The organism is Bacillus siamensis KCTC 13613 (genome assembly GCF_000262045.1).
In the GTDB taxonomy this organism is placed as follows: domain Bacteria; phylum Bacillota; class Bacilli; order Bacillales; family Bacillaceae; genus Bacillus; species Bacillus siamensis.
The window spans coordinates 75,166-97,785 of the sequence record NZ_AJVF01000040.1; the positions used below are offsets into that span (position 1 = coordinate 75,166).

25 protein-coding genes, 1 pseudogene and 1 riboswitch are annotated in these 22,620 nt (G+C 48.8%); of the genes and pseudogenes, 16 read left to right on the forward strand and 10 right to left on the reverse strand.

What is annotated here, in order from left to right:
* Positions 1-14: 14 nt before the first annotated feature.
* Positions 15-857, reverse strand: a complete 843-nt coding sequence (locus Y79_RS0114085) for a YitT family protein (RefSeq protein ID WP_003155101.1) — start codon at positions 855-857, stop codon at positions 15-17.
* Between the two features lie 125 nt (positions 858-982).
* On the opposite strand from Y79_RS0114085, the gene Y79_RS0114090 reads away from it, so the two are divergent.
* Together Y79_RS0114090 and Y79_RS1000000121300 are read left to right on the forward strand one after the other, a co-directional pair.
* A complete protein-coding gene (locus Y79_RS0114090) occupies positions 983-1,834 on the forward strand; it encodes a DegV family protein (RefSeq protein ID WP_016938267.1) in 852 nt (283 codons plus the stop codon).
* Between the two features lie 49 nt (positions 1,835-1,883).
* On the forward strand, positions 1,884-2,006 hold the full coding sequence (locus Y79_RS1000000121300) for a hypothetical protein (protein WP_016938268.1): 123 nt from the start codon (positions 1,884-1,886) through the stop codon (positions 2,004-2,006).
* 169 nt (positions 2,007-2,175) lie between these two features.
* Here Y79_RS1000000121300 and Y79_RS0114105 read toward each other — a convergent pair whose 3' ends face one another.
* Positions 2,176-3,072 carry a CvfB family protein gene (locus Y79_RS0114105; protein WP_173363135.1) on the reverse strand — a complete coding sequence of 299 codons (897 nt, stop codon included), beginning with the start codon at positions 3,070-3,072 and terminating at the stop codon, positions 2,176-2,178.
* 99 nt (positions 3,073-3,171) lie between these two features.
* On the opposite strand from Y79_RS0114105, the gene Y79_RS0114110 reads away from it, so the two are divergent.
* The 5 genes and pseudogenes from Y79_RS0114110 to Y79_RS0114130 all read left to right on the forward strand — a co-directional run bounded on the left by Y79_RS0114110 (position 3,172) and on the right by Y79_RS0114130 (position 7,480).
* Positions 3,172-3,663, forward strand: a complete 492-nt coding sequence (locus Y79_RS0114110) for a YajQ family cyclic di-GMP-binding protein (protein ID WP_012117263.1) — start codon at positions 3,172-3,174, stop codon at positions 3,661-3,663.
* 100 nt (positions 3,664-3,763) lie between these two features.
* Positions 3,764-3,885, forward strand: a riboswitch (SAM riboswitch).
* A gap of 89 nt (positions 3,886-3,974) precedes the next feature.
* Positions 3,975-5,816: a bifunctional homocysteine S-methyltransferase/methylenetetrahydrofolate reductase gene (locus Y79_RS0114115; RefSeq protein WP_016938271.1), complete on the forward strand. Its 1,842-nt coding sequence runs from the start codon at positions 3,975-3,977 to the stop codon at positions 5,814-5,816.
* 78 nt (positions 5,817-5,894) lie between these two features.
* Positions 5,895-6,023: pseudogene (locus tag Y79_RS1000000121745) on the forward strand (GNAT family N-acetyltransferase); the annotation flags it as partial.
* Between the two features lie 183 nt (positions 6,024-6,206).
* Entirely contained in the window at positions 6,207-6,833 is a 627-nt protein-coding gene (locus Y79_RS0114125) for a pentapeptide repeat-containing protein (RefSeq protein ID WP_016938273.1), read from the forward strand.
* A 152-nt stretch (positions 6,834-6,985) separates the two neighbouring features.
* Positions 6,986-7,480, forward strand: a complete 495-nt coding sequence (locus Y79_RS0114130; protein WP_029575327.1) for a DinB family protein — start codon at positions 6,986-6,988, stop codon at positions 7,478-7,480.
* 186 nt (positions 7,481-7,666) lie between these two features.
* On the opposite strand, the gene Y79_RS0114135 is transcribed toward Y79_RS0114130, so the two are convergent.
* Entirely contained in the window at positions 7,667-8,530 is an 864-nt protein-coding gene (locus Y79_RS0114135) for an AraC family transcriptional regulator (protein ID WP_016938274.1), read from the reverse strand.
* A gap of 122 nt (positions 8,531-8,652) precedes the next feature.
* Here Y79_RS0114135 and Y79_RS0114140 point away from each other — a divergent pair, with 122 nt between their 5' ends.
* A complete protein-coding gene (locus Y79_RS0114140) occupies positions 8,653-10,020 on the forward strand; it encodes an MATE family efflux transporter (protein ID WP_029575328.1) in 1,368 nt (455 codons plus the stop codon).
* Positions 10,021-10,057: 37 nt separating this feature from the next.
* Here the strand turns inward: Y79_RS0114140 and Y79_RS0114145 are convergent, their stop codons facing one another.
* Together Y79_RS0114145 and asnB are read right to left on the reverse strand one after the other, a co-directional pair.
* The gene (locus Y79_RS0114145) at positions 10,058-10,801 is read right to left on the reverse strand and encodes a squalene/phytoene synthase family protein (RefSeq protein WP_016938276.1); all 744 of its coding nucleotides are present in this window, start codon (positions 10,799-10,801) and stop codon (positions 10,058-10,060) included.
* 84 nt (positions 10,802-10,885) lie between these two features.
* Complete coding sequence (asnB, locus tag Y79_RS0114150) at positions 10,886-12,727, reverse strand: asparagine synthase (glutamine-hydrolyzing) (protein WP_016938277.1); 1,842 nt, start codon at positions 12,725-12,727, stop codon at positions 10,886-10,888.
* A gap of 175 nt (positions 12,728-12,902) precedes the next feature.
* On the opposite strand from asnB, the gene Y79_RS0114155 reads away from it, so the two are divergent.
* Complete coding sequence (locus tag Y79_RS0114155) at positions 12,903-13,445, forward strand: DUF2777 family protein (protein ID WP_032864851.1); 543 nt, start codon at positions 12,903-12,905, stop codon at positions 13,443-13,445.
* 258 nt (positions 13,446-13,703) lie between these two features.
* Here Y79_RS0114155 and Y79_RS0114160 read toward each other — a convergent pair whose 3' ends face one another.
* Both Y79_RS0114160 and Y79_RS0114165 read right to left on the reverse strand, forming a co-directional pair.
* A complete protein-coding gene (locus Y79_RS0114160; RefSeq protein WP_016938279.1) occupies positions 13,704-14,060 on the reverse strand; it encodes a YisL family protein in 357 nt (118 codons plus the stop codon).
* A gap of 93 nt (positions 14,061-14,153) precedes the next feature.
* Positions 14,154-15,059 carry a fumarylacetoacetate hydrolase family protein gene (locus Y79_RS0114165; protein WP_016938280.1) on the reverse strand — a complete coding sequence of 302 codons (906 nt, stop codon included), beginning with the start codon at positions 15,057-15,059 and terminating at the stop codon, positions 14,154-14,156.
* Positions 15,060-15,275: 216 nt separating this feature from the next.
* Here Y79_RS0114165 and Y79_RS0114170 point away from each other — a divergent pair, with 216 nt between their 5' ends.
* The 7 genes from Y79_RS0114170 (at position 15,276) to Y79_RS0114200 (ending at position 17,639) form a co-directional block, all read left to right on the forward strand.
* The gene (locus Y79_RS0114170) at positions 15,276-15,494 is read left to right on the forward strand and encodes an aspartyl-phosphate phosphatase Spo0E family protein (RefSeq protein WP_016938281.1); all 219 of its coding nucleotides are present in this window, start codon (positions 15,276-15,278) and stop codon (positions 15,492-15,494) included.
* 193 nt (positions 15,495-15,687) lie between these two features.
* On the forward strand, positions 15,688-15,909 hold the full coding sequence (locus Y79_RS0114175; protein ID WP_016938282.1) for a spore germination protein: 222 nt from the start codon (positions 15,688-15,690) through the stop codon (positions 15,907-15,909).
* Positions 15,910-15,921: 12 nt separating this feature from the next.
* Positions 15,922-16,161, forward strand: coding sequence for a spore germination protein GerPB (locus Y79_RS0114180; RefSeq protein WP_016938283.1), 240 nt, complete (start codon positions 15,922-15,924; stop codon positions 16,159-16,161).
* 34 nt (positions 16,162-16,195) lie between these two features.
* Positions 16,196-16,813 carry a spore germination protein GerPC gene (gerPC, locus tag Y79_RS0114185; RefSeq protein WP_016938284.1) on the forward strand — a complete coding sequence of 206 codons (618 nt, stop codon included), beginning with the start codon at positions 16,196-16,198 and terminating at the stop codon, positions 16,811-16,813.
* Positions 16,810-16,986, forward strand: coding sequence for a hypothetical protein (locus tag Y79_RS0114190; protein WP_016938285.1), 177 nt, complete (start codon positions 16,810-16,812; stop codon positions 16,984-16,986). Before gerPC ends, Y79_RS0114190 begins: the two co-directional genes overlap by 4 nt.
* The gene (locus Y79_RS0114195) at positions 16,986-17,381 is read left to right on the forward strand and encodes a spore germination protein GerPE (protein WP_016938286.1); all 396 of its coding nucleotides are present in this window, start codon (positions 16,986-16,988) and stop codon (positions 17,379-17,381) included. The genes Y79_RS0114190 and Y79_RS0114195 overlap by 1 nt, the downstream gene beginning before the upstream one ends.
* A 39-nt stretch (positions 17,382-17,420) precedes the next feature.
* A complete protein-coding gene (locus Y79_RS0114200; RefSeq protein WP_013351765.1) occupies positions 17,421-17,639 on the forward strand; it encodes a spore germination protein in 219 nt (72 codons plus the stop codon).
* 38 nt (positions 17,640-17,677) lie between these two features.
* On the opposite strand, the gene Y79_RS0114205 is transcribed toward Y79_RS0114200, so the two are convergent.
* Genes Y79_RS0114205 through sbcD form a run of 3 tightly spaced genes read right to left on the reverse strand, consistent with a single transcriptional unit; the run spans position 17,678 to position 22,555 of the window.
* On the reverse strand, positions 17,678-17,977 hold the full coding sequence (locus Y79_RS0114205) for a hypothetical protein (protein ID WP_016938287.1): 300 nt from the start codon (positions 17,975-17,977) through the stop codon (positions 17,678-17,680).
* A 16-nt stretch (positions 17,978-17,993) separates the two neighbouring features.
* A complete protein-coding gene (gene sbcC / locus Y79_RS0114210; protein ID WP_016938288.1) occupies positions 17,994-21,386 on the reverse strand; it encodes an exonuclease subunit SbcC in 3,393 nt (1,130 codons plus the stop codon).
* On the reverse strand, positions 21,383-22,555 hold the full coding sequence (gene sbcD, locus Y79_RS0114215; protein ID WP_016938289.1) for an exonuclease subunit SbcD: 1,173 nt from the start codon (positions 22,553-22,555) through the stop codon (positions 21,383-21,385). The genes sbcC and sbcD overlap by 4 nt, the downstream gene beginning before the upstream one ends.
* Positions 22,556-22,620: the final 65 nt, after the last annotated feature.

Genomic DNA, 22,620 nt, shown 5'->3' on the forward strand with positions numbered 1-22,620 from the left:
TCTATCCGCTCCTATCAGTCTTTTCTGAAGAAACCAAAGATCCCCGTCGTTTGCACGATGTTTGTGAAGGCTTTCGGGTCGACCTCTTTCACGATTTTCTCAAGATCATACAATTCGTACCGCGTGATGACGATAATCATCATTTCTTTCTGTTCGTTTGTGTAAGCGCCTTTTGCCGGCACCGTCGTAATGCCGCGGACCATTTTTCCGTAAATCGCTTCTTTGATTTCATCGGCTTTTTTCGTAACGATCATAGCGGTCAGTTTCATGTGGCGGGTATGAATGGCGTCAATCACCCTTGTTGTGACATAAAGAGCGACAAGGGTATATAATGCTTTCTCCCATCCTTGCAATAATCCTGCCGTCAAAATGATAATCCCGTTCAAAATGAAGAAATACGTGCCGACCGGTTTATCCTTCCATTTGGCCAGCACCATCGACACGATATCAAGACCCCCTGTAGACGCGCCGAATTTCAGCGTTAAACCGATGCCGATGGCTGAGATGACTCCTCCGAATACGGTATTCAGGAGAATATCGTGCGACAGTCTCATTTCCGGGAGAATTCCCATAAAGACGGACGTCAGCGCTACACTTAATATGCTGTATACAGTGAATGATCTGCCGACTTTCAGCCACCCTAACACACCGATGGGAATGTTTAAGAGGAACATGAGAACTCCTGTCGAAATATAAAAAGGGGCGTATTGATCAACGACGCTTGACAGCAGCTGGGCGACACCGGTAAAACCGCTGGCATATACATTCGCCGGTATCAGAAATAAATTCAGCCCCGCCGCATATAGAAACGCGCCGATGACGACGATTGCTAATTTTTTTACTTGTTCAAGTACCATGGCTTGCTCCTCCGCTCATTTTCATTATTAGCTTTTCCCTTAAAACAAAGTTTTGAACACTATTTTGCCACATTTATATGATATAGTTGGCATCACTCTCACCAAATGGAAAGAAGGGAATTATGATGACAGTTCACCTTATTGCTGACAGCGCCTCTGATCTGCCGAAATCTTACATTGAAGAAAACCGGATCGGGTTCATTCCGCTGCACGTAACACTCGACGGAAACGAATATGAGGACGCGGTCACTATTCAGGCGGATCATATATTTCAAGCGATGCGGGATGGGAAAGTCCCGAAAACATCCCAGGCATCACCGGATACGATAAAAAAAGTATTTTTACAATACGCGGAACTGGGAGAGCCGGCGATTTACATTGCCTTTTCTTCAGGTCTTTCCGGCACTTATCAGACGGCCGTGATGGTCGCCAATGAAATCAAAGAGGAATTTCCCGATTTTGATTTACGGATTGTAGATTCCAAATGTGCTTCATTGGGATGCGGCCTCGCGGTGATGCATGCGCAAACACTCTGTGTTAACGGGAATACAATACAAGAAATCGAAACGTCTGTAAAGAACTTTTGCGCACGGATGAAACATATATTTACGGTCGATGATGTCGCTTATCTCGCGCGGGGCGGCAGGATTTCAAAAACGTCCGCTTTTGTCGGCGGGCTTTTGAACATCAAACCGATCCTGCATGTGGCTGACGGCAGACTCGTGCCGCTCGAAAAATTGCGCGGACAGAAGAAACTGTTTAAACGGATTTTAGAAATGATGAAGGAAGAAGGCGGCGATTGGCCGGATCAAGCGGTCGGAATCAGCTATGCCGACAATGAAGAGACGGCGCTTCGCATGAAAGAGATGATTGAAGATGCGTTCGGTCCGAAAGAGATCATTCTTCATTCAATCGGTTCCGCCATCGGCGCCCACTCCGGGCCGGGAACGCTCGCGATTTTTTTCCTGAAGCCATAATTTCCAATGCCGGCGGGCATCCTATCGTAAAGAAGGGAGGCTTTGCCGCATGAAAGATGATGACAAAAAACCGCTGGATAATAACGCCTTAAATCAAAAAAAGAACCGGCTTGCCGAAAAAAACCGGCAGGCGGGAAAAAACCAGAATTCAAAAAAACCGGACCATCTGTAAATGCAAAACAGCCCTCTTACCTTGGAAAAAGAGGGCTGTTTTTCTGTACGGCCATAAGTGCGCCCGTTACAAAGTAACCCGGCGGACCTGATAAATAAATACAGGATACAGCGGATTTTGAGGAAATAAAAAACATCGGTTTTTGTTCACCGATGTTTTTGCAGAACATTTATTGTTTTTCGTATGTCCAGCCGTTTTCCTGATACACTTTGCCGTTTTTCATCAGGTGCCCGAGCGCCCGCTTAAAGGCGGATTTGCTTAAATGAAACCGTTCGCGGATATCGTCAGGATGGCTTTTGTCTCCGTAAGGCATTGCGCCGTTTCTTGATCTCAAATAGGTCAGAATCTCTTCTGCGTCAACCGAAAGCGCGTCCTGCTTTCTCGGCAGCAGCGACATGTTGACGGAGCCGTCTTCCTTCACCTCGATGACACGCCCTGTCACGCGGCTGCCGAGTCTCGGCTCTTCCTTTCTTTCTGAAGGGTGAATAAATGCGCGGATGCCTTCATCTGTAATCAGAAAAGAGCCAGATGCGATCAGTCTGTACACCGTGCCTGTCAAGTCTTTATTCATGACGTCTTCCTCTGCATCCGTAAATAATTCACTGATGATATCCTCAGGCGCCGGCTTGGCAAACATGCGTCCGCGGCTTGTCACCTTCAGCATGCAATACAGTCTGTCGCCTTTTTGCGGCCAGACGGATTTGTACGGAGGAAGATGCTCCGTTGCGACAAGCGCGTCTTTCGACAAACCGACGTCGACGAATACGCCCATATCTTCCACTGCGTCCGTCACTTCCACCCATCCGTAATCATAAAAGCTGATGAGCGGCTTTTTCATTGTCGCCGCGAGTCTTTCCTGATGGTCGACGTAAATAAATACGTCCACTTCATCTCTGTCTTCGATATCCTCCGTGATTTCACTGTTATGTAAAAGAACCGTATCCTCGCCGTCCGTTAAAAAATAACCGAAATCGGTCTGGTGATCTATACTAAGCGTGAGCTGCTGCCCTGGTTTCATGTTATCGTCCTTCCTGCTTCGCCCGTCAGAGGCTGATGTTTTTCTCATTTTTTCCAATTCGCACAAATTCATGCTTTGTGCTGTTGGACATTTCTCTTTATTCTACTATAATCAACACATAAGTGAAATGTTATAGGAGGTTTTCTCATGGCAAAAGAAAGTTCTTTTGATATTGTATCCAAAGTTGAATTTCCTGAAGTGCAGAATGCGATTCAGATGACGCTGAAAGAAATCGGCACGCGCTATGACTTTAAAGGATCTAAAAGCGATGTGACTTTAGAAAAGGAAGAACTTGTTCTGATTTCTGATGATGAGTTTAAATTGAATCAGCTCAAGGATGTGCTGAGCGGCAAGCTGATTAAACGGGACGTGCCAACGAAAAACATTGAATACGGCAAAATCGAAAATGCATCGGGAGGCACGGTGCGCCAGCGCGCGAAGCTTGTACAGGGCATTGATAAAGACAACGCAAAAAAAATCAACGCGGTGATTAAAAACTCCGGCTTGAAGGTTAAGTCGCAGATTCAGGACGACCAAGTGCGCGTCACCGGAAAAAATAAAGATGATCTGCAGCAGATTATTGCAGCCGTCCGCGGAGCAGACCTGCCGATTGACGTTCAATTTATTAATTTCAGATAAATTATGTGATTCCTATTGATTATTGTCTCTATTTTCGGTAAATTTGGAGAAAGGGATTTTCACAGTTAAGTTTTGGAAACCCATGACAATTACATGAACGTTCTTATCAAGAGAAGCCGAGGGACTGGCCCGACGACGCTTCAGCAACCGGTGTAGTGGTTTACCCAAACCATGACCAAGGTGCTAAATCCAGCAAGCTAAAAACAGCTTGGAAGATAAGAAGAGAGACAAATGATTACAAAGTCTTCTTCTTAAGAAGACTTTTTTTATTTCTCTTTTTTCCTTGCTGAATGTGATGAAGGAGGCAAACAATGGGACTATTACAAGACTTAGAAGAACGGATTTTAATCGGAGACGGCGCGATGGGCACTCTCCTCTACTCCTACGGCATTGACAGATGTTTTGAGGAACTGAATGTATCTAAGCCCGATGAGATCAAGCGGATACATAAGGCATACGTGGAAGCCGGTGCAGATATCATCCAGACGAACACGTACGGCGCGAATTTTATTAAGCTCTCCAGATACGGCCTTGAGGATGAAACGAAAAAAATCAATCAGGAGGCGGTCAGAATCGCGCGCGCTTCCTCAGACGGCGCTTATGTATTGGGAACGATGGGCGGCATCCGCACCTTTAACAAAAACGCCTACAGCCTTGAAGAGATTAAACGCAGCTTTCGGGAGCAGCTTTATTTATTGCTGCACGAAGAGCCGGACGGCCTGCTTTTGGAAACATACTATGATTTAGAAGAGGCGCGCGAAGTGCTGAAGATCGCCAGAAAAGAAACGGAACTTCCGATCATGCTGAACGTATCCATGCACGAACAGGGCGTGCTTCAGGACGGAACGCCGCTTCGGGAAGCTCTCAGGTCAATTGCCGATCTCGGCGCTGATATAACGGGAATTAATTGCCGGCTCGGCCCGTACCACATGATTGAAGCGCTCACCGAAGTGCCGATTTTCCGTGACGCTTATTTATCGGTCTATCCAAACAGCAGCCTTCCGTCCTTAGAAGAAGGCCGGCTTGTTTATGATACGGACGATGCCTATTTCAGGGAAAGCGCCGTACAATTCCGTACTCAGGGCGCTCGCATTATCGGCGGCTGCTGCGGCACGACGCCCAATCATATCAGAGCCATGGCTGAAGCGGTTCGCGGACTTTCACCGGTCACTGATAAAGAAGTGAAAATCAGACGGGAAGAAGAAGTCATCTCAGTCCGGGATGAACGGACCGAGCCGGGTTTAAACGAAATCGCCGCGCAAAAACGGTCAATTATCGTAGAGCTTGACCCGCCGAAAAAATTGAATTTTGACAAATTTCTGCAAGCGGCGGCTGAATTAAAGGAAACCGGCATAGAAGCGCTGACGCTCGCCGACAATTCATTGGCAACACCGAGAATCAGCAATGCCGCCTGCGGTTCATTGCTGAAAGAGCGCCTTGATATCCGTTCTCTCGTCCATATTACATGCAGAGACCGCAACATCATCGGCCTTCAGTCACATTTAATGGGGCTGGATACGCTCGGGCTTACCGACATTTTAGCTATCACCGGCGATCCTTCAAAAATCGGCGACTTTCCGGGGGCTACCTCCGTCTATGATTTAACGTCCTTTGACTTGATCAGGCTGATTAAACAATTCAACGAGGGCATTTCTTTATCGGGGAAACCGCTCGGCAAGAAAACAAACTTTTCCGTAGCCGGGGCGTTTAACCCGAATGTCCGTCATTTGGATAAGGCCGTAAAACGGCTGGAGAAAAAAATCGAGTGCGGCGCTGACTACTTCGTGTCTCAGCCTGTCTACTCAGAGCAGCAGCTCATTGACATTCATCATGAAACAAAACATCTCAAAACACCGGTGTATATCGGAATCATGCCGTTAACGAGCAGCCGCAATGCAGAGTTCATTCATCATGAAATCCCGGGCATTAAGCTGTCTGACAGCATCCGCGAAAAAATGGCGCTCGCCGGCGAAGACAAACGGAAGCAGAAAGCCGAGGGCCTCGCCATCGCCAAGTCGCTTCTTGACACGGCGTGCGAATTGTTCAACGGAATTTATTTAATCACCCCGTTTCTCCGTTCTGATTTGACGTCAGAGCTTGCTGCTTATATTAAGCAAAAGGATGAAAAACGGGCCGATGTATATTTGCATTGATAATCAAGAAGCCGCCTGATGTGACAGGCGGCTTTTTATCACAGCAGAAGACACGGCGTACCGCGCGGCATGGCGGCGCTTGTCTGGTGCAACGCCAGATGTCACGTAAAGGGATATTACAAAAAGCTCGGCTGGCAAAGCACCGGCGGCCCCTTTGACATACCCGGCATCGGCCCCCATGTGATCATGTATAAAGAACTCTCCTGAAACAGAAAAAGCCCCCAGAGAAGCATCCTCTGAGGGCTTTTTCATCAGCTTCCGTATTGACGCCTCTCCGCTTTTTTATTACCCTTTGTTCATAAAGCAACATGCAATTCGGCAAGGACACCGGGTATGAAACGATATCTGTCAACTGCTGATCAGCTATTTTTTATGAAAAGGGAGTATGAGATGAATACGATCCAAAAACCGAAAATCCCGAAAGAGCTGCCGGTGCTTTCTTTCGCTGAAGCGCTTCAAGACGATCAGATCAAAGAAGCTATCATTGAAAACGGCATCATAAGCGGCAAACTGCACGGCCTGCGCGCCGAAAAAGTCATTTTCAGAAATACCGTTTTTACAGATGTCTCTTTCAGACATATGGAATGTACGGATGTCTTGTTTGAAAAATGTGATGTTTCAAACGCAGATTTCAGCGGAAGCATCATCCATAGAACGGTCTTTCAGCATTCAAAACTTCTCGGCTTGAATCTGGCCGATTCCGCCATGCGCAACGTACAGTTTGAAGACTGCCTCGCAAATTACAGCTCCTTCAGCTATTCCAATATGAAGCATGTCCGGTTCGACACGTGCGCTCTTACAGAAAGCGAGTGGAATGATGCCGCGTTTGAACACACAGATCTTCAGGCATGTGATCTGAACGGCGCAAACTTCATCGGCACGTCCCTTTTCAACATGGATATCAGCACGTGCTCATTTGATCACCTGCATGTCTCACTTGATAAGCTGAAAGGATGCCGAATCTCTCCGGCGCATGCCATTACATTCGCAGAAGCGCTCGGGGCCATTGTGACGTGACCTTTTATCAAACGAAACGGCGGATACAGGAGGCCGGCTGCTCGGCATTGGTAATGTGGGGTGCGGCTTTTTATTTTGCGGCGCTTTTGCTCAGATAAAAGGGATTCTCCCAAGCCATGTTGAATGTATCGAAAGGAAAAGGGGGAATTGGAGTGTCAGACATTGTAAAGCTTTATCACTATCACAGATGGGCGAATAAGGAAGTCATCCAGCATCTGAAGACCGTGCCGGCGGCAAGCTTACAGCAGAAACTGCAAAGTGTTTTTCCGACTGTGGACGCCGTGCTTGTACATATATACCGGGCTGATTACATCTGGCTTCACGTGCTTTACGGAGAAACTTACGAACAAATCGTCTCGCAATTTGACCAATTTGAAAAGCTCGGCGGAGATTTTGCGGCGATTGAACATAGAATGGCTGAGCTGGACAAAGAATACAATGAATTTTTAAGAAAATTGGAGAACCCGGAAAGTCCGATCTCCATTTCCCATCCGCGACTGGGATCGCTCCAGACGACATATGCCGATGTGATCCGCCATGTTGTGAATCATGGCACATACCATCGCGGCAATATAACCGCCATGCTTCATCAAATGGGATATAAAGGCGTGCCGACTGACTACATTTTTTTTTCATACGAATCATAAAAAAGCAAAGGCCAGCTGAGCCTTTGCTTTTTTACTTCGAATCTATCATAAGGCATAGCTGGAAGCGCCCGGGGTAAGCTTTACAGGCCTTCCGGTTTTAAAAGATTCCGTGGCTGCGATCCCGATTTCAAGTTAATCGTGGCATCGGCATGCTTGCTGATCCCTCTTCTGTTCTCTGGTTTTAGGTCAGTCCGTTTTCCGGCTTACGAATTTGCGGTATTCAAGCGGCGAAATGCCTTCAATCTGTTTAAACAGCTTAGAAAAGTAGGTCGGGTCCTCCATGCCGATGGCGTCCGCGATCGCCCCCATTTTGTCATTGGTTGCGGACAAAAGACGCTTCGCCTCCGTCATTCTGACTTTGTTCGTATACTGGCCGGGCGTGACGCCGAGCACCTGCTGCATACAGCGGGTCACATAGTCTTGATTGTAATGAAGAGCCGAAGAGAGCGCTTTGATGGTTGTTTTCTCCTGATAGTGCTCCTGAAGGTACCGGGCGGCCTCCCATGCGACTCTTTCCTTTGCGGACGGGATTTGGAACGCTTCCTTTTGAAGGTGAAGCAGCAGCTCCTCAAACAAAATTTGCTTTCTCAGCGGCAGGTCGGAGTTCTCAGCGCTATCATCTGTCAGGACACTGAATTGCCCGGCCATAAACTGCGGGCGTCTCACTTTTCCTTTTTGCGGCAAGGACAGGCGGTAGCGGGCCGGCTCTTCAAAACTGCCTTTTTTCCGCCTCAGCTCCGCCCAGTTGTTACCCGCTGTTTCCGTCACCTCATAATCCGCTCCCTCAAAATGAAGCCACGAATAGGAGGTCGTTTCTTCACTGCCTTTTGTTCCGTAATGTTCAAGGCCTGGAGAGAGCAGAATATATTCTCCGGCTTCAACGGAAAAGGCGTTTTCGCTTTCTGTAATGTGAAGGACGCCTTCTTTCACATACAGCAGATCAAACACCGGGAAGACCCGTCTCACATGGGTTTCGCCTTTTTTGAACACCCCTTCTCCCGCAGCGATAAAGACCGGGAACGGAGGGACTGTGAACTCGAGAAAGGTCATATTTTCGGCCCTCCTTTTTAAGTCGGATTTTTGCAAGAAGTTTCGTTTCTCTCCCTTTTTATTATAAGAAAATGGAGGTACACTGTTAAACGTTGATTTTGTCAGGAAAGGGGTTAAAAGAAATGAAACAAGCGATTTTAAAACGGGCTGCATTCAAACAATCTTCTGATCACAAACTCTCATTATACGCGCTGACTTGGCCGATTTTTATTGAGGTTTCATTATATATGTTTATGGGAAACGCCGACACTCTTATGCTTAGCCAATACTCTGACAACAGTGTGGCGGCCGTGGGCGTCAGCAATCAGATCTTAAATTTAATTATCGTGATGTTCAGCTTTATCGCAACGGGTACGACAATTGTGATTTCGCAGTTTTTAGGCTCTAAACAGAAAAAAGAAGCGCAGGAAGTGGCTTATGTATCGATAGGAGCGAACTTCGTCATCAGTCTCGCCATCAGCGCCGCCGTGTTTTTCGCGGCTGTTCCGCTGCTTCATGTCATGGGACTTTCCGATGAATTGATGCCGGATGCCAAAGTCTTTTTGCAGGTGGTCGGCGGGCTGTCATTTATTCAGGCACTGATTATGACGTTCAGCGCCATTTTAAAAAGCTACGGCCATACGAAAGATACGATGTTCGTTACGATTGGAATGAATATATTAAATATTGCCGGAAACTTTCTTGTCATTTTCGGGCCGCTCGGCCTGCCGGTGCTGGGCGTCGCCGGAGTTGCGATGTCAACGTCCATCGCGCGGATCATCGGACTGATCGCGATGATTGTGATCGTCAAAAAACGCATCGGACTCGGTCTGACATGGAAAAAGATCTTTCACGTTCATAAAGAGCACTTGCGGAAACTCCTAAAAATCGGGATTCCGTCTGCAGGTGAACAGCTGTCTTATAACATTTCACAAATGGTTGTCACTTATTTTATCGCCATTATGGGCGCCCAGGCGCTTACAACAAAGGTATATACACAAAACATCACCATGTTTATCCTGCTGTTCGGAACGGCGATCAGCCAAGGCACCCAGATTTTGATCAGCAGGTACATCGGCGCCAAACAGTTTGACGACGCTTATGACCGCTGTATGAAAAGCCTGTACTGGGCGCTTGGCATTGCCGCTATGACATCGGTTATCATGACCTTGTTTTCAAAGCAGCTGATCGGAATTTTCACAAGCAGCCCTGATATTATTGCGACGGCGAGCATGCTGATTGCCATGACAATCATTCTTGAGCCCGGCCGTTCATTTAATGTCATTATCATCAACTCGCTCCGGGCTGCCGGAGATGCAAAATTCCCCGTCTATATGGCGATGATTTCCATGTGGGGCATCGGTCTGCCTCTCGCTTACCTGTTCGGCATCCATTTCGGATTGGGGCTTATGGGGATTTGGATTTCATTTATCGCGGATGAATGGGTCAGAGGCATTCTCATGTACAGAAGATGGCGGTCACGGATTTGGATTCAAAAAGGGATTGCATAAACGCCCGAAGCTTCATTATGAAGCCGGGGCGTTTTTTTTATGCTTGAGAAAGCCGTTTTCTCATGCTTTCGAGCTCTGACCGGTAATGAGTCAGCAAACCGGTAACGGCGGGCCTTGAGTATAGCGGAAACAGCTCCAGCTCTTCAGACGCCTCCTCAAAATACGCCTCGGCTTCGAATGCGATATACTCCCATACATTCACAAAAGCTTTGTTGATCGTGCAGTTCTCCAGCTCTTCTTCCGTATAGCCGAATTGCGCCATCACCTGACGCGGAAGGCGCTTTTTCATCCGCTCATCCGCACAGACCCCGATGAGAACCCGGCTCAGCTGAATGGCAGCTCCTAATGAAACGGCTGCATGGCGGAGTTTCTCTTGATTTCGGCGAGCGCAAACCGGCAGCAGAAGCAGGCCGAGGGCTCCGCCTGTTTGGCCCGCGTACATCAGCAGGTCGTCAAACTCTTGGCAGGTCTCTTTTTCTCTGTCAGACCTTTGACCGGCGATAAACTCACGTAACGGTTCTTCTTCGAGTGCAAATTGCTGCTTCACATCGGCGAGCGCTTTCCACAAAAAGCCGTCGGCGCCTGTCCCGTTCATAAAGTCTTGTGCTGCCTGTTCAAATCCCTCAAACTCCCGGACATCCGCAAGCTGCTCAGCTTCATGAAACAAAGCCAGCACCGCCCACGCGGCCCCTCTGTTTTTTGGGGGCAGAGATGAAAAGATCCGTTTATATAAAGGAAAGTGCGCCTCGGCAAGCTGCGCGCATGTTTCGTATTCGGTCATGGTATCACTCCTCTGTTTTTTAGTGTACCATATGTTTCACAATAAAAAGACCGATATCCTCAGCGGAAACCGGTCGCGGCACTGTTATTCTTCTATATCGATACGATACGCCTCAAACCATGTATGGATCTGGGCAAGATGGGCGATCAGCTGCGGGCCTTTCATCAGCTGGCCGAACCACGGAACCTGAAAAGACGAACCCTCTGTCTCCAGCAGCATTTCCAGCTTCTTTCTGTCCAGCAGGGTGTGAAGCACGGAATCTTTATGCTGCAAAATCGTTTTCAGCCACTCTGTGACCCCTTGTGTGTATTTCGGATGGTGGGTTTTCGGATAAGGGCTTTTTTTGCGGTACAGAACCTCTTCCGGAAGCAGCCCTTCAAGCGCCTTCCGCAAAATGCCTTTTTCCCTGTTGCCGTGCATTTTCATTTCCCAAGGGATGTTCCAGACGTATTCTACAAGTCTGTGATCGGCGAACGGCACCCGCACTTCCAGACTTGCCCCCATGCTCATGCGGTCTTTGCGGTCGAGCAGATTTGTCATAAACCAAAGCATATTTAAGTAGAAAAGCTGCCGTCTCGCTTTGTCTGTTCCCGTCTCACCGTCTAACAGCGGCGTTTCCGCAATGGTTTCTTCATATCTCGCATTCACGTATTCTCTTAGGTTCAGCCGTTTTTGCCATTTTTCGTCCAAGAGGGTGATTCTCTCCTCAGTGGATCTCATCCAAGGAAATCCGTCTTCTTCCGCGGCGGTGTGAAACCATGGATATCCGCCGAAAATTTCGTCCGCGCATTCCCCGGAAAGACTCACGACAAAATCTTTTTTAATTTCACGGCAGAACCACAGCAGCGAGGAATCAACATCCGCCATGCCCGGCAGGTCTCTGACGAGAACGGATTCCTCCAGATGTTCAACAAGCTCATCCTGCGTAATCACACACTTATGGTGCTGTGTGCCGAATGCAGCTGTCATTTTATCGATCCACGGGCCGTCATCATTCGGCTGAAATGAACTCGCTTTAAAGAATTTGTCGTTCTCCTCATAATCAATGGAATAAGTATGGAGGGGATCTCTGCCTTCTTTCTCAAAATGAGCGGCGGCTATCGCGGTAATTGCGCTCGAATCAAGCCCCCCGGACAAAAACGTGCAAACCGGCACGTCAGATACGAGCTGGCGCGTTACTGCATCCTGAAATAAGTACCGAATGTGAGCTGCGGTGTCATCGAAGCTGTCTGTATGCTTTTCGCTTTTTACATTCCAATAACGCCATATGGACAAACCGTCCTTTGAAAAAGTGAACGCATGAGCGGGACGCACTTCGTGAATTCCTTTAAATACCCCGCAGCCCGGTGTTCTGGACGGCCCAAGCCCGAAAACTTCCGCAAGTCCGCTGCTGTCTGTGCGGGCTTTCACATCCGGATGGGCAAGGATGGCCTTCAATTCCGATCCAAACAGAAAGGAAGAGCCGTGTTCTTTATAAAAAAACGGTTTGACGCCGAGCCGGTCTCTTGCCCCAAACAGCCGCTCCCGTTTTTCATCCCAGATGGCAAAAGCGTAAATACCGTTTAAGCGGTCAACGCACTCCTCCCGCCACTCAATATAGCTGTGCAGCAGCACTTCTGTATCAGAGGTCCGCTCAAAACGGTGGCCCCTTGCCTGCAGCTCCCTCCGCAATTCTTCCGTGTTATACAGCTCGCCATTATAAATGATGGTGTACGTTTCCCCTTGATGCGTGCAGCCCATCGGCTGGCGGCCGCCTTCAATATCAACGACCGAAAGTCTTTTATGTCCGAATAAAACATGGGGCTCTCCCCAGACGTTTGAATCATCAGGCCCTCGTTTTGAAAGAGTGTCTATCATATTGTTCATAATATGTTTCTCTTGGACGAGCTGCTTTTGAAAATCGACCCAACCCGCAATTCCACACATGTGATATCAGCTCCAATCCCGTTTCTGTCGGTATCAAATTCGTTTCTATCAGCACTTTACCCAGTTTATGCAAAGAAACGCAGATAGTTGATTTGTCCCACTAAGAGTTGTATGAGACAAGCCTGATTTGGAAAGAACGGAAGAGAAGAAACAAACAAAGGAGACCGGCACGGATATGAAACGAAAACAGCTTTTCTCAGAAAAAAACAAATGGGGGCGCGGCACTCTGATAATAGAAGACGGCATCTGTCTCGTCGAAAACGATGAGGGTGATATCCTGCTGGCAGACAGTCTAGGAAACGCCGCCGTCTTGATGAAACGTGACGGCAGATGGCAGCCGGCCCAGATTCACGGCGCTGCGGCCGAAATCGGCGCAGACACGGTTGCCCTGTTCGGCGGAGAAGAGATCCGGTATGAGAAGGCAGTCAAACGGCCGCTGTTAACCTTGCTCGATTCGCTGGACGATGAAACGTTTCTGCTGTTTCTCAGCCATCTGCACGGGTTCGGCCTATCTGTATATGATTGCGTATTTTCCTACAATCAGCCGCTGTTTTCCGGTGAAGGGGTCTCGTTTTATCACTTTTCGGCAGATGACGCCCAATGCGCCCTGCAGCATCACCGCGGCAGCCCGGGTAAGCATGACAGATTTGAATGGACGGCATCTGACGGGCGGCGCTCCATTATGTATTCAGCGGCCAAACACGGCGGAACAGCGTAAAAAACAGGCGGTGCCTTTTAAATAGGTGCCGCCTGTGGTATTTAGCTTTGTTTTTCACGCTGATTGACGCCCGCTTTTACCCTTCACAGCCGTAGCTTTTGCGGTCACAAGAGTGATTGACGCTTTTGGCATCCTGCACATCTCCTTCGCTTCATCAGCATCCTCCTGTCACGGCATTTCTCATTCAGCGGCCCAGTTGCGCAGAATGTATGCATAAATAAGAAAACCCGGATTGCATCCGGGTTTTCAAGCGATTGATTAAAATATGCGGAAGCCGATCGGCAAGTGAAGGCCGAGAAGCACCGTCAGGATAAGCACGATAATAAAACCGATCCACAGTCCTCCAGTCGATTTGCCTTTTTTCTTGCGGATGACGAGCATTTCCATCAGTCCGATGGTAATGATGCCGAGCAGCATTTTTCCGGCGTACTCTCCGTTCCAATTCGCAAAACGGACAAACAGTTCAGCGCCGGTCAGAATAATAATAATGTAGAATAAGCGCAGAATCATATGCGTTATTTTTGCGCCCTTCGCTTTTCCGGAGCCGTACAGCCCGTAGCTGACAAACACCAGGATAAGCGCAACGACCCATGAAGTAATATGCCAATGTGTCATTATGTTCAATTCCCCCTATCAGATCAATCTGCCTCACTTATGGTACCACAACAAGCCTCTGTGAGCATAATCATTCTCAAGAAAAACACTCAATTATCCGATTTGGTTCGACAGTGTGCCGATCGGTTCAATTGTAATGTCAATGCGGTCTCCCGGCTGTAAAAATGTCGGCGGCTTAAATCCTTTCCCGACACCGGACGGCGTCCCCGTCGCGATAATGTCCCCGGCTTCAAGCGTCATTCCTTTTGACAGCGTCTCGATTAATTCAGCAATCGGAAAAATCATGTCGCCCGTTGATCCTGATTGGCGCAGTTCCCCGTTGACCCGCGTTTCAACTTGCAGGCTTTGCGGATCACTGACAGCTGACTTATGTACAATAACCGGTCCCATCGGGCATGTCGTATCAAGGCTTTTGCCGATGAAAAACTGTTGATGCTTTTTCTGCAGATCGCGCGCTGTTATATCATTTACTATGGTATAGCCGAATATATGATCGAGCGCATGTTCTTTGGAGATGTGCGATCCGCTTTTTGATATGATAACCGCAAGCTCCCCTTCATAATCAAGCTGCTCCGTTACGTCCAAGTGGCTTTTCACCGTTTCTCCGTGACCCGTAACGGCGGTCGGGGCTTTTGTAAAGACCATGGGATGCTCCGGAATATCCGCCTCGCTTCCCATTTCAACGGCATGATCACGGTAATTTTTCCCGATGCAGATCACGTTCTTTGAAGGTCTCGGAATAGGCGCGCAGAGCTTCACGTCAGACAGCGCATACATAAATGAACCCGACTCATCATTCGGTTTTTTCGCCCATTCCGCAAGCTGTCCGGCATGATTGACAAACTTTTCCCCCTTTTGAATGCACTCGATCAGCGAACCCGGAATCGTCTCAAGTTCAAACAGTTTCTTTTCAGCCTTTTGCAGATCTAAGATTTTGTCATCATCAATGATCAGACCGACAAATTTCCGGCTGTTCAGTTCCCCTGTCGCAAATTTCATGTTAATCCCCCATCATTTTTAAATCTGGCATCTTTTATGTATTCTTTCTGCAGGCGGGAAATTCCTCTTTTGAACAGGCTGAATATCATCGTAAAAGAGTATCAAAAATTGTCACTTTTTTAGTCATATTGACGAAATAAAACCTTCCCAGCCAAAATAGGTTATACTATTATCATCCTATGTTTTCCAAAATAATCGAGAATTGGAGATCGCACGATGAACAGAAAAATTGAAGAAAAAAGATTGACTTTATTCGAGACAGCGCAAAAATTCGGAATCAATGCGACGGAGACCATCAGGTGCAGCCAGGAGCTGGACAGCCTCTTAAACGGGTGCCGAGGCGGGCTCATCCAACAAACGAAAGACGGCGGGATGAACCCGGCCGCACAGATTCAGCCGGATTACACAGCAGGAAAAAAACAGGCTTTCTCATAAACATGATATGTATATAGATCTGAGCCATTTGTTTTTTAAGACCCGGCATGCGTAAAGCGCCGGTGTTTTTTTATGTCTAAAGTTTTTTCCGCTCACAAAAATGTGCGTTTGTCATAAGCTATATTAGGCAGGCATCCCAAATAAGCTCCTGGAGTGTATTTCATTAAAATCTTCACGAAAAGGATGTGCTCGTATGCCCGCAATTGTCGGAGCGTTTAAAATTAATGCCGTCGGTACGAGCGGAGTCGTTCATATAGGCGACTGCATCACCATTTCTCCAAAAGCAGAGGTTAAGACATTTGCCGGAGCGGGCAGCTTTAATACCGGAGACAATCTCACACTGACGAATTACAGGAATACAACGAATGTGTACGATAATGATGTAATCGATCAGCCGATGGCAGGTAACGCATAAAGGAGGCGCCGTATGAATTTTTACGTCAATCAGTCGATCCATATCAATTACATGCGTGTAGAATCTGTCAGCAATTCCTCCATACTGCAAATCGGGAGCGCCGGTTCAATTAAATCTCTTTCCAATCTGTATAACACAGGGAGTTATGCAGAGCCGGCGCCGCCTGTCACCGCGGGGCAGCAGACTGTAACAACAGGGGGAGGCCCCGGCGCCTCATCATTTGTACCGCTTCAGCCACCGCTAAGTCGGTAGTTCAATGAAAGAAACGAGACGCGAGGTGAATGTCATGTATGATCAATCGGTTTCATCCTACCTGCAGAATTTAAATTCCTTCGTCCAGCAGCAGGCGCTTCAGATTCAGGAGCTCGAACGGCAGCTGAAAGAATTTCAGAGTGAAATATCAACGCTGAAACAGCAGCCTTCCACAAGGATTGATCGGCTCGAGTATAAATTTGATCAGCTGAAAATTGAACGGCTGGAAGGAACGCTGAATATCGGATTGAATCCGACTGATCCGAATGCCGTGCAAAATTTTGAAGTCGGCCAGACATCTCCGCAGGTCGGAATGATGCAGCAGGAACAGGCGGGCCAGCAAATGCAGCAAATCCGTCAAAACGTCGATATGTACCTGAATGAAGAAATCCCCGTGCTGTTAGAACAGCTCGAAACACAGTATGAGAGCAGGCTGGACGAAACGAACAAATATCATATTATAGAAGATATCAGAAAGCAGATGGACAGCCGGATTAAGTATTATCTGTCCCAAGTCCCGAAAGAAGAAAACACGCCGCCAGCGCAATACGCCGAGCAGATTGCCGAACACGTGAAGCGTGATATTGTCAGGGCCGTCGAGCATTTTATTAAACACATACCAGGTGAAATGAAAGGTGATGATCCGTCATGATTTTTACAGTGATTAACCGGAATATTGAAGTCGGCGACATCCGGTCTACCGGTGTTTCCAGTTCAGCCTTATTATTAATCGGCGATACCGATTCCGTCTATCTGTCCTCCATCTTTGACACGCCTCCGGAATCCCTCATTATCGGGCCTCTTGTGCCGCTGGCGCCGGAATAATGTTACATCGGATTTCACGCCTCAGAAGCGCCAAAGTCAATGCAATCGGGATGGGGAGTGTTTTTCAAGCAGGCGATTCGAATGAAATCAATATGAAGGTCAAAGTATTGGCCGATCAGCGCAGTGTTGCTGTATACAGAGACGATGAGGGCTCGTTTAACACAAAAGAATACCAGATCTTTCGGCAGCCGGCCGTCATGCCGTTACCGGAAACGGGGGTTCAAAGTGCATTCAGCCATGAAAACCCTTCGATTCGGGTAAGAAATGTGAAAGTCCAAGGGGTAACGTCAGCGTCCGTGGTTCAAATCGGATCGACGTCGGTCGTGCTGGGCGATTCGAGGCTGAAACATATTAGGCAGATCGAGTCACCGAGCTCACAATCGCCGCAGACTTGACATATAATGACGGTGAGACTTCTATAAAGGGTGTCGTTTATGCCAGCAATTACCGGACCTATAGCTATCAATTCCATATCGGGCGGAGTCGTAAACTTTGGTGATTCCTTTTACCTTTCTCCAAAAAGCTCTTCTAAATCTGCGCTCGGTTCGGGAGCAGGCAATACCGGAGATTTCCTGTTATTAAACAACGTTGTCAATGCGACAAACTATATAGACCCCGATGTCAGCGATCAGAATGTGGCCGGAAACGCATAAAAAGCAGCCGCTCTTTAAAGAGAGGGCTGCTTTTTTGTTCAGCGTTTTTTTCGTTCTTTTGCTTTTTTTGTTTTCACAAGCTTTTCCGGCGGCTGTTTTCTGATCCATTTCACAAACCGCGCAAGTTTCGGATCATGCCGCAGCTCTTCTATTCCCGCAAGCCTTGCCGCAAGCTCCCAGTTCGTATAAAGGGCGTGAATTTGTTTATGGCAAGGGATGCAGAGCATTGCGGTCGGAAGGAATGTCCCGCCTTCTTCCTTAGGTGTCAAGTGGTGCTCTGTCAGCCGCACATGGCGGCGGCCGCATAATTCACATGTGCCTTCGGCAGAATCGGCCATAATCCCTTCTCCTTTCTTACATGATCTCTAACGTGACCCGGGTGCCTTTTCCGCCCGGTTCAGACGGATGCACGATTAATTTTTTCGGCAGGCGTGCTCTCAGCTCCTGCACATGGCTGATCACCCCGACGGACAAATTATCCGATTGCAGCTTTTCCAGCGCTGTGACAACGGTGTCTAAAAGCCCTTGGTCAAGCGTCCCGAATCCTTCATCTAAGAAGAAAAATTGCAGCGGGTATTGACCCCGCAGCTGAATTTGGGCGGACAAAGCAAGCGCAAGCGACAGCGATGTCAGAAACGTCTCCCCCCCAGAAAGGCTTGATACGGGCCGTTTGACGCCGCCGTTCGCGTCATCGCGCATAACGAAGCCGCCTTCTGAATCGACTAAAATGGCATACCGCTGCCTTGTCAGTGCTCCGAGCCGGGCAGAGGCGTCCCGGGCCACGCTTTCCAGCTGTTCTTCCGCTAAAAATTCGACGAATGTATTGCCTTTGCATACAGACTGCAGCTTATCAAGTCTGTCAATCTGTGTCTGCCAGCTTTTCAGTTCGGCTTCAATTTCTTTAAAGCGCTTATGCTGTTTTTGCATAACCGCAAAGGCTTTTGCCTGGGCGCCCTTTTCCTCCATGGCTGCGCCTGACTCAGCCTCCGCCTGCTTCAGCAGAGAAACCGATGCTGTCCATTCTTCTTCCGTTACCCGGCGGTCAGCTAATTTTTCAGTGACACGGCGGATATTTGCCGAAAGCTGCTTTGAGGTGTCCAGAAACTCATCAATTTCTGTTTTCATTTCCTCCGCGCGGGTTTGCGGAAGCAGGCTTTTTTTGACTTGGTCCGGCTCGGCAAACCCGGTATCTTTTGATCTCACGCGCCAGTCATTTTGCGCTTTCTCAAGGGCGGATTCAGCGTCCCGCAGTGACATGAGACTTCCGGATTCCCGGCCTTTTGCGTCATTCAGTGATTGCTGAGCCTGCTTCAGTGCATCGAATAAGGACTGTTCTTTCGTTTTTAACAGCTGTAATTCCTGCCGCACCGCTTCAAGCTTTGCGGAAATTGATGTTTCTTCTGCTGCCGTGCCGAGCTCTTGTTCATACTCGTCAATCACCTGCTGCAGGCGCTCTGATGCATAGTGAAGCTCGAGCCGTTCCCGTTCAAGCTGATGCTTCTTCTCCTGCAGCCGCTCCTTCTCTTCTTCATGTTCCTTGAGAAATGCGATGCTTGTTTCAATGCGCTTCTCAAACTCTTCTGCCTGCCGGTCTTTATCGTCTATCGAAGCCTGCCAGGCGTCAACCTGATTTACCGGGATATCCCCGCAGACTTCGTTGTACTGATTTAAGCGGCTTTCTGACAGTGATTCAAGCTCATGTAAAGAATGTCTGAGGCGCTCGGCTTCTTTCTCCTCATAGCGGATTCGTTCAGCCAGCTGCTCGGCTTGTTTTACCGTCTGCTGATACGCGCTGATCAGTCTCGTGACCTTCTCTTTTACCGACAGCATATCCTGCTTCATTTGTTTCCATTCCAAGCGGACGGCGCTGAACGCTTCATCAAGCGGACGGCCGCTGATGGAAGAAGCGGCTTCCAGCTCCGGGGTCCGGGCGCTTTGCAGGAACGGACATTCTTCGGTAAAACGCCCCGACTGCTCTTCTAATGCAACCTTGGCTGTCAGCACTTCCTGAGAAAGAGCCGCCGCCTCGGACAGCAGCGCTTCAACCTGCTGCAAACGTTCCTGCACATCCGTATCTGGCGAATGTGTTTCATGAGCGGAGCGCGGACGGTCATGCTGCGTCGAGCCGCATACAGGACAAGGCTTTCCTTCAATCAGTTTTTCCGATAATTCTTTTGTTAATGCAGCCGTTCTCGCTTCCTCTGAGCGCCTGCGCAGGTCGGCTTGCGTTTTGCCGGCCCGTTCGGCCGCGGCTTTCAGTGAACGTTCCGTTTCACAAACCATATGGTAAACGGTTTGAAGCGTTTGATAAGCGCGCGTAATGTCTTCTTCTTCCATTTTCGTTTTTGCGCTGAGCGCCTCGCTTTCTCCGTTCAGCTTCTCCATGTTCTTCATCTGCGTTGTCAGATTGGCCCGTTCTTTCGTGATCTGTTCCTGCGTCTGCTGAAAGCCGGCTGACAGCTGTGCGGCGGTCTGGCATTTTTTCCGTTCATCAGCGGTCACCTGAACTGCCTTCAGCTCTTCTTTCAGCTCATTCTGCCTGTTTTGGCCGCGGATCAGGCGGTCTTTCACTGCGTTCAGCTGTTTCGAGGCGGCTTCGTATTCTTCCTCTTTTTTGCGGTGCTCCGCCTTTGTTTTTTCCGCTTCTTTTTTTGCTTCAAGCAGCTTTTGTTCAACGGCTGACAATCTTTGATACAATTCTTCTTCCTTGACAAGCTTCGGCTCTTGTTCAGCCTTATGAACCCGCCACGCTTCATAGGCTTCATTTTGCCGGGTAAATGAAGCGGTTTCCGCCTCTGATTTCCGTTTGGCCAGTTCGTGCTCCTGTTCGGCGCGCTGCTGCCGGCGTACGGCTTCCAAATAGCTTTCTGCGTACGGCTCAAGGGCGAGAGCGGTTTCCGCCTCTTTAAGACGCTCAGTCAAATCCGTGATATACGGGCGCCTTTCCTCAAGCTTTTCCCGGCGGCGCTCATATTCATCTCTTTCTGTCTGCAGGTTCCAAATCTCCTGGTGACTTTCAAAACGCTCTTTTGCCCGGACCCGTTTCTTCTCAGCTGCTTCAAGCCGTTCGTTCGCTTCGTGAAACTGCTGTTCCGCCTGCTTCAGCGCATCTTCTCCCGCGTCTCCGAGGCCGGATTGTTCGGCAAGCATTTCATTTTTTTTCGCCGCCGCTTCCTGCGCGCGCTTCCGCAGTTTTTTGACAAGCCTGTCCCCGTACTGTTCCAGATTAAAAAGACGCTGCAGCATATGTCTTCTTTCCGCGCCTTTAAGCGACAGAAACTCGGCAAACTTCCCTTGCGGCAGCACGACGGCTCTTGTAAAGTCGTCAATGGTCAGGCCAAGAAGCTCTTCCACCTTTTTGTTCACTTCATTCGCTTTATCAGCAAGCACGGTTTGTTCGTCTTTGATTTCAATTAAGCGGCAGAGGGCGGTTTTCACTTTCGTTTCATCCGTTCTCTTAAAAACGCGCTCGACCTTATAGGACACCCGGTGGCCTGATTGAAGCGCGAATGTAAAAGAGACGGCGAGCTGATCTTCGGCATGGTTCAGGATGCCGTGCGTATTATTTGCGGCACGCTCCACCTTTCCGTATAAAGCGAGTGTCATAGCATCAAGGATCGACGACTTCCCGCTTCCCGTCGGGCCGAAAATTCCGAACACGCCTGCTCCGGACAGTCCGGCAAAATCAATCGTCTGTTCCTCTCTGAAGCTGTGAAGCCCTTTTATCGTTAACAGAATCGGCTTCATGTCGCATCCTCCTCATCATCTGCTGACGCAAGCTCTAAAAACAGCTTGACCATCTCCTCATCCGGCACGGCGCCGCCTGTTTGTTTTTCATAAAACTTCTTAAATCGGTCCTCAATTGATATGTGCTTCACTTCAATCCGGTCATTGCCGGTCTCTTTTTCTTCAAAAACCGGCCTGATATGGATAAAGCCGGGATGCGCCTTTCGCAGCCGGTGAATTTCCTCAAGAGAAAGCTGATCCGTCAAATGGATATCAAGATCGATCCAGGCATTCCGGTCACGCCCTTCATCAAGCCAGCCGTGAACCTCGCTCAGCCCCTGCGCTTTCCATTTGACGAGCGGTTTACCCGAGGACAGAAAAATCTCTTCCCACTTCGCTTCTCCGCCGGGCTTCGCTTCTACCACCGTCACCGATTTGGCATAACCGGCTTCTGAAAAGCTGTATGCCAGCGGAGAGCCGGAATAGCGGGCAGCCGTTTTGGCGCGCTTAATCGTTTGCGGACGGTGGAGATGGCCGAGGGCCACATAAGCCGCATCAGCCGGCAGGCTTTCAGCGGCGACCGTGTAAGCGCCCCCGACTTCAATCGGACGCTCTGAATCGGTCTGATTTCCTCCCGCGACATAAATATGGCTCGCCGCGACTTTCACGGCATCATCCCGGCACAGACCGCACATGCGGGCAAACGCCTCTCTGATTTTCACATCGTAATGATCGCGAAGAAGCTTTTCCTCAAACGTATCAGACAGCACTTCGTTTAATCTCGCTTCTGACGGATAGGCCAGCGCAGCTACGGCTAACAGCTCGTCCGCCGACGGCACCTCGATATGCACCGGTTCTGTCCGCGGATAGCCGATTAAATGAATGCCCCGCTCATCTGTTAGCGGAGAAGCCGCCGCCAGCCTGTCAGGATTGTCATGGTTTCCGGCAATGACGACAACCGGGCGTTTTCCGCCGTCAGAAAGCGCGGAAAGACTTTCATAATACAATTGTTCAGCGAGCGCAGGCGGGTTGACCGTATCAAATACATCCCCTGCCATAATGACCGCATCAATGTTTTCTTCTTTGACAATGGTATTCAGCTCTTCCAATACCTCGGCCTGCTCACTCAGCCGGCTTCTGCCTTCAAGCGTTTTGCCGAGATGCCAGTCAGCTGTATGTAAAATGCGCATACCGCATTCACCTCACTTTTCTGATAGAAAAAAAGATCCGCTCCAAAAAGGAGCTTCGGATCTTG

Bases quoted from the DNA above. Each gene is read 5' to 3' on its own strand.
- Y79_RS0114085 (WP_003155101.1), bottom strand. From the start codon at position 857: ATGGTACTTGAACAAGTAAAAAAATTAGCAATCGTCGTCATCGGCGCG.
- Y79_RS0114090 (WP_016938267.1), top strand. From the start codon at position 983: ATGACAGTTCACCTTATTGCTGACAGCGCCTCTGATCTGCCGAAATCT.
- Y79_RS1000000121300 (WP_016938268.1), top strand. From the start codon at position 1,884: ATGAAAGATGATGACAAAAAACCGCTGGATAATAACGCCTTAAATCAA.
- Y79_RS0114105 (WP_173363135.1), bottom strand. From the start codon at position 3,072: ATGAGAAAAACATCAGCCTCTGACGGGCGAAGCAGGAAGGACGATAAC.
- Y79_RS0114110 (WP_012117263.1), top strand. From the start codon at position 3,172: ATGGCAAAAGAAAGTTCTTTTGATATTGTATCCAAAGTTGAATTTCCT.
- Y79_RS0114115 (WP_016938271.1), top strand. From the start codon at position 3,975: ATGGGACTATTACAAGACTTAGAAGAACGGATTTTAATCGGAGACGGC.
- Y79_RS0114125 (WP_016938273.1), top strand. From the start codon at position 6,207: ATGAATACGATCCAAAAACCGAAAATCCCGAAAGAGCTGCCGGTGCTT.
- Y79_RS0114135 (WP_016938274.1), bottom strand. From the start codon at position 8,530: ATGACCTTTCTCGAGTTCACAGTCCCTCCGTTCCCGGTCTTTATCGCT.
- Y79_RS0114140 (WP_029575328.1), top strand. From the start codon at position 8,653: ATGAAACAAGCGATTTTAAAACGGGCTGCATTCAAACAATCTTCTGAT.
- Y79_RS0114145 (WP_016938276.1), bottom strand. From the start codon at position 10,801: ATGACCGAATACGAAACATGCGCGCAGCTTGCCGAGGCGCACTTTCCT.
- asnB (WP_016938277.1), bottom strand. From the start codon at position 12,727: ATGTGTGGAATTGCGGGTTGGGTCGATTTTCAAAAGCAGCTCGTCCAA.
- Y79_RS0114155 (WP_032864851.1), top strand. From the start codon at position 12,903: ATGAAACGAAAACAGCTTTTCTCAGAAAAAAACAAATGGGGGCGCGGC.
- Y79_RS0114160 (WP_016938279.1), bottom strand. From the start codon at position 14,060: ATGACACATTGGCATATTACTTCATGGGTCGTTGCGCTTATCCTGGTG.
- Y79_RS0114165 (WP_016938280.1), bottom strand. From the start codon at position 15,059: ATGAAATTTGCGACAGGGGAACTGAACAGCCGGAAATTTGTCGGTCTG.
- Y79_RS0114170 (WP_016938281.1), top strand. From the start codon at position 15,276: ATGAACAGAAAAATTGAAGAAAAAAGATTGACTTTATTCGAGACAGCG.
- Y79_RS0114175 (WP_016938282.1), top strand. From the start codon at position 15,688: ATGCCCGCAATTGTCGGAGCGTTTAAAATTAATGCCGTCGGTACGAGC.
- Y79_RS0114180 (WP_016938283.1), top strand. From the start codon at position 15,922: ATGAATTTTTACGTCAATCAGTCGATCCATATCAATTACATGCGTGTA.
- gerPC (WP_016938284.1), top strand. From the start codon at position 16,196: ATGTATGATCAATCGGTTTCATCCTACCTGCAGAATTTAAATTCCTTC.
- Y79_RS0114190 (WP_016938285.1), top strand. From the start codon at position 16,810: ATGATTTTTACAGTGATTAACCGGAATATTGAAGTCGGCGACATCCGG.
- Y79_RS0114195 (WP_016938286.1), top strand. From the start codon at position 16,986: ATGTTACATCGGATTTCACGCCTCAGAAGCGCCAAAGTCAATGCAATC.
- Y79_RS0114200 (WP_013351765.1), top strand. From the start codon at position 17,421: ATGCCAGCAATTACCGGACCTATAGCTATCAATTCCATATCGGGCGGA.
- Y79_RS0114205 (WP_016938287.1), bottom strand. From the start codon at position 17,977: ATGGCCGATTCTGCCGAAGGCACATGTGAATTATGCGGCCGCCGCCAT.
- sbcC (WP_016938288.1), bottom strand. From the start codon at position 21,386: ATGAAGCCGATTCTGTTAACGATAAAAGGGCTTCACAGCTTCAGAGAG.
- sbcD (WP_016938289.1), bottom strand. From the start codon at position 22,555: ATGCGCATTTTACATACAGCTGACTGGCATCTCGGCAAAACGCTTGAA.